Consider the following 3805-nt stretch of genomic DNA (forward strand, 5'->3'; position numbering starts at 1 on the left):
GGCGCGGGCAGGTTGCCCAGCGTCGGCGGCAGGGAGAGGGGGGCGCGGGTGACCACGCTGAACTCGTCCGGCGCGTCGCGGGTGAAGCCCAGCGTGCGCGCCGTGTCGCCGCCGCAGCCGGCGAGCAGCAGCGTGCAGGCCACCGGCAGGAGCGCGGCGCGGGCCGGGATGCGGAAGGGAAGCTGCCTCATGGCGATTCCTTAGCCGTGGCGCGTGGCCGGAACAAGGCATCGCCGATCAGCGCCACCACGCCAAGGACGATGGCCGCATCGGCCAGGTTGAACACATACCAGTGGAAACTGCCCACCCAGGCATCGGCGAAATCGACCACCGCGCCGAAGCGCAGCCGGTCGATGACATTGCCGATGGCGCCGCCGATGATGCCGCCGAGCGCCAGGGTGGTCAGCCGGTTCTCGGCCCGCAGCATCCAGCGCAGCAGCACGGCGCAGACCACCAGGGCGAGGCCGGCCAGCATCAGCCGGTGCGGCAGCGTGTCGCCGGCCAGCAGGCCGAAGGTGACGCCGCGATTCCACACCATGGTCAGGTCGAAGCCGGCGAAGCCGAGATCGAGCAGCTTCACCTGGCGGATCTCCGGCAGGCGCAGCACCTCCAGGATCCACCATTTGCTGAGCTGGTCCGCCACCAGCAGCGCGGCGGCGAAGGGCAGGCCGAGCCGCAGCGGGCGGCTCATGCGCCGGCGCCCTCCACCACCGCCTCGCAGCGGCGGCAGAGCGTCGGATGGGCGTGGGAGGCGCCGACCTCGGGCAGCACGCGCCAGCAGCGCTCGCATTTCTGGCCCGGGGCCAGGTCGGTGGCGACACCCGCCCCGGCGGCGCCGAGCGCCACCTCGGAGACGATCAGCACCTCCTCCCACAGTTCGGGCGGCAGCAGGCCAGCGGCCTCGCTGTCGGGGGCGAAGGTCACGCGCGCCTGCAGCGAGGCGCCGATGCGCCCCTCCTTGCGGTCCTGCTCCAGCAGCTGGGTGGCGCCGCGGCGGGCGTCGCGCACCCGCTCCCACTTGGCGGCCAGCGTGGCGTCGCGCCACTCGGCCGGCATCTCCGGGAACAGCTCGAGATGCACCGAGCCGTCCTCGGAGGGGAAGCGGGCCAGCCAGGCCTCCTCCGCGGTGAAGGGCATCACCGGGGCCAGCCAGGTGGTCAGGCAGCGATGCAGCGCGTCCAGCACGGTGCGGGCGGCGCGGCGGCGCGGGCTGTCCGCCGCGTCGCAATAGAGGCTGTCCTTGCGGATGTCGAAATAGAAGGCCGAGAGATCGGTGGCGCAGAAGGCGTGGATCTCGGGATAGACGCCGTTCCAGTCGTAATCGGCCACCGCCTTGCGCATGCGGCCATCCAGCTCGGTCAGCCGGTGCAGCACCCAGCGCTCCAGCTCCGGCAGTTCGGCATAAGGCAGCGTCTCGGACTCCGAAAAACCCTCCAGGCTGCCCAGCAGCCAGCGCAGCGTGTTGCGGATGCGGCGATAGAGTTCCGCCTGCTGCGCCAGGATGTTCTTGCCGATGCGCAGATCGTCCGCGGTGTCGGAATTCATCACCCAGAGGCGCAGGATGTCGGCGCCATACTGCTTGGTCACCTCCTGCGGCGCGGTGACATTGCCGAGCGACTTCGACATCTTGCGGCCGGTTTCGTCGAGGACGAAACCGTGCGTCAGGATGGCCTTGAAGGGGGCGTGGCCATTGGCGCCGACGCTCTCCAGCAGCGAGGAATGGAACCAGCCGCGATGCTGGTCCGAGCCCTCCAGGTAGAGATCGGCCGGCACCGGCAGGCCGCGGTCGCGCAGCACGAAGGCATGGGTCGAGCCGCTCTCGAACCAGACATCGACGATGTCCATGACCTGCTCATAGGCGTCCGGATCACGGTCCGGGCCGAGGAAGCGGGCGGCGGCGCCGGGCTTGTACCAGGCATCCGCGCCTTCCTCGGCGAAGGCGGCGCAGACGCGGTCGAGCACCGCCTGGTCGCGCAGCACCGCGCCGGTCTTCTTCTCGACGAAGACGGCGATCGGCACGCCCCAGGCGCGCTGGCGGCTGATGCACCAATCCGGCCGCGCCGCGACCATCGAGCCGATGCGGTTGCGGCCCATGTCGGGCACGAAATGCGTCTCGGCGATGGCCTGCAGCGACTTGGCGCGGATCTGGTTGGCATCGTCCATGGCGATGAACCATTGCGGCGTCGCCCGGTAGATCACTGGCTTCTTCGAGCGCCAGCTATGCGGATAGCTGTGGGTGATGAAGCCCTTGCCCAGCAGCAGCCCGGTCTCGGTCAGTGCCGCCCAGACCGCCTCATGCGCCTTGAACACATGCAGGCCCACGAAGCCCGGGGTCTGCACCGTGTAGGTGCCGTCATCGCCCACGCATTCCGGCACGGCGATGCCGTGCGCGCGCGCCAGGAGGAAATCCTCCTCGCCATGCGCCGGGGCGATGTGGACCAGGCCGGTGCCGGCCTCGGTGGTGACGTAGTCGCCGGCCAGCAGCGGCACCTGGAACTGGTAACCCTCGCCGGCGCCCTCCCAGGCGCGCAGCGGATGGGCGGCTTGCGCCCCCTCCAGCTCGGTGCCCTTGAAGATGCGGGCGACGCGGAAGCGGGCCAGCCCCACCTCCTTGGCGAAGGCGCCGAGCAGCGCCTCGGCCACGATCAGCCGCTGGCCGGGGCGCGGCAGGGCGCCCTCCTCGGCGGCCTCGACCTCGACCAGCGCGTAGTCGATCTCCGCCCCATAGGCCATGGCGCGGTTGGCCGGGATGGTCCAGGGCGTGGTGGTCCAGATCACCGCGAGCGCGTCCACCAGGTCGCCGGCCGCGCTGGCCGGCGCCGACAGGACGGGGAAGCCGGTGTAGAGGATGGCCGACTTATGGTCGTGATACTCGACCTCCGCCTCGGCCAGCGCGGTCTTCTCGACCGGGCTCCACATCACCGGGCGCAGGCCCCGGTAGAGCGAGCCGTTCATCAGGAACTTGCCGATCTCGCCGGCGATCGCCGCCTCGGAGGGGAAGTCCATGGTGGCGTAGCGCCCGGCCCAGTCGCCGGCGACGCCCAGGCGCTTGAACTCCTCGCGCTGCACGTCCAGCCAATGCGCGGCATAGGCGCGGCATTCGGCGCGGAACTCCAGCACCGGCACCGCGTCCTTGTCCCGCCCGCCCTGGTACTTGCCCTTGGGGTTGCGGTACTCCTCCTCGACCTTCCACTCGATCGGCAGGCCGTGGCAGTCCCAGCCGGGGATGTAGTTGGCGTCCCGCCCGCTCATCTGCGCGCTTCGGTTGACGACGTCCTTCAGCACCTTGTTCAGGGCGTGGCCGATATGCAGCGCGCCATTGGCGTAGGGCGGGCCGTCATGCAGCACGAATTTCTCCCGCCCCGCGGACTGGGCGCGCAGCCGGTCCCACAGCCCGATCCTCTCCCAGCGCTCCAGCCAGCCCGGCTCGCGCTTCGGCAGGTCGCCGCGCATCGGGAAGGGGGGCTGGGGCAGGAAGACGGTGCCGCGATAGTCGCGGGGCGCGCCCTCCGCCGGGGTCGGGGTGGCAGGGCTGGGCGCGTCGGAGGCGTCGGTCATCGGGGTGTCCTGCCGCCCGGAAGGGGCGGGCTTCGGTCAGGGAAGGGGCAGCGCGCGGCGAAACATCCCGGCCCTCAGCTCAGAGGACCGGGCGGGTAATTCGGGCCGCCGCGGAGGCGCGCGGCGCTGCGGGGGACATCCCTGGGGCCATCCCCGGGAGGAGCGTCCGGAACATGGCGGGTTTTTGCGGCCCGCGCGCAGCAGGGTCAAGGGATGCCGCGCGGCAGGGGGCGGGGCGGGGGCGGGG

General features: G+C 71.4%; 3 protein-coding genes. All 3 read right to left on the bottom strand.

Annotated elements, in window-relative coordinates; all coding sequences use genetic code 11:
• Positions 1-191 (bottom strand): DUF3035 domain-containing protein (locus HMPREF0731_RS07870; protein ID WP_040612547.1); only part of this gene is annotated, 191 nt, incomplete at its 3' end.
• Positions 188-691, bottom strand: coding sequence for a signal peptidase II (lspA, locus tag HMPREF0731_RS07875; protein WP_007003543.1), 504 nt, complete (start codon positions 689-691; stop codon positions 188-190). The genes HMPREF0731_RS07870 and lspA, both read right to left, overlap by 4 nt.
• A complete protein-coding gene (gene ileS / locus HMPREF0731_RS07880; protein WP_007003544.1) occupies positions 688-3558 on the bottom strand; it encodes an isoleucine--tRNA ligase in 2871 nt (956 codons plus the stop codon). Before ileS ends, lspA begins: the two co-directional genes overlap by 4 nt.
• Positions 3559-3805: the final 247 nt, after the last annotated feature.

Source organism: Pseudoroseomonas cervicalis ATCC 49957, assembly GCF_000164635.1.
In the GTDB taxonomy this organism is placed as follows: Bacteria; Pseudomonadota; Alphaproteobacteria; order Acetobacterales; family Acetobacteraceae; genus Pseudoroseomonas; species Pseudoroseomonas cervicalis.

Coding starts and splice junctions, on each gene's coding strand:
- lspA (WP_007003543.1), bottom strand. CDS start 691: ATGAGCCGCCCGCTGCGGCTCGGCCTGCCCTTCGCCGCCGCGCTGCTG.
- ileS (WP_007003544.1), bottom strand. CDS start 3,558: ATGACCGACGCCTCCGACGCGCCCAGCCCTGCCACCCCGACCCCGGCG.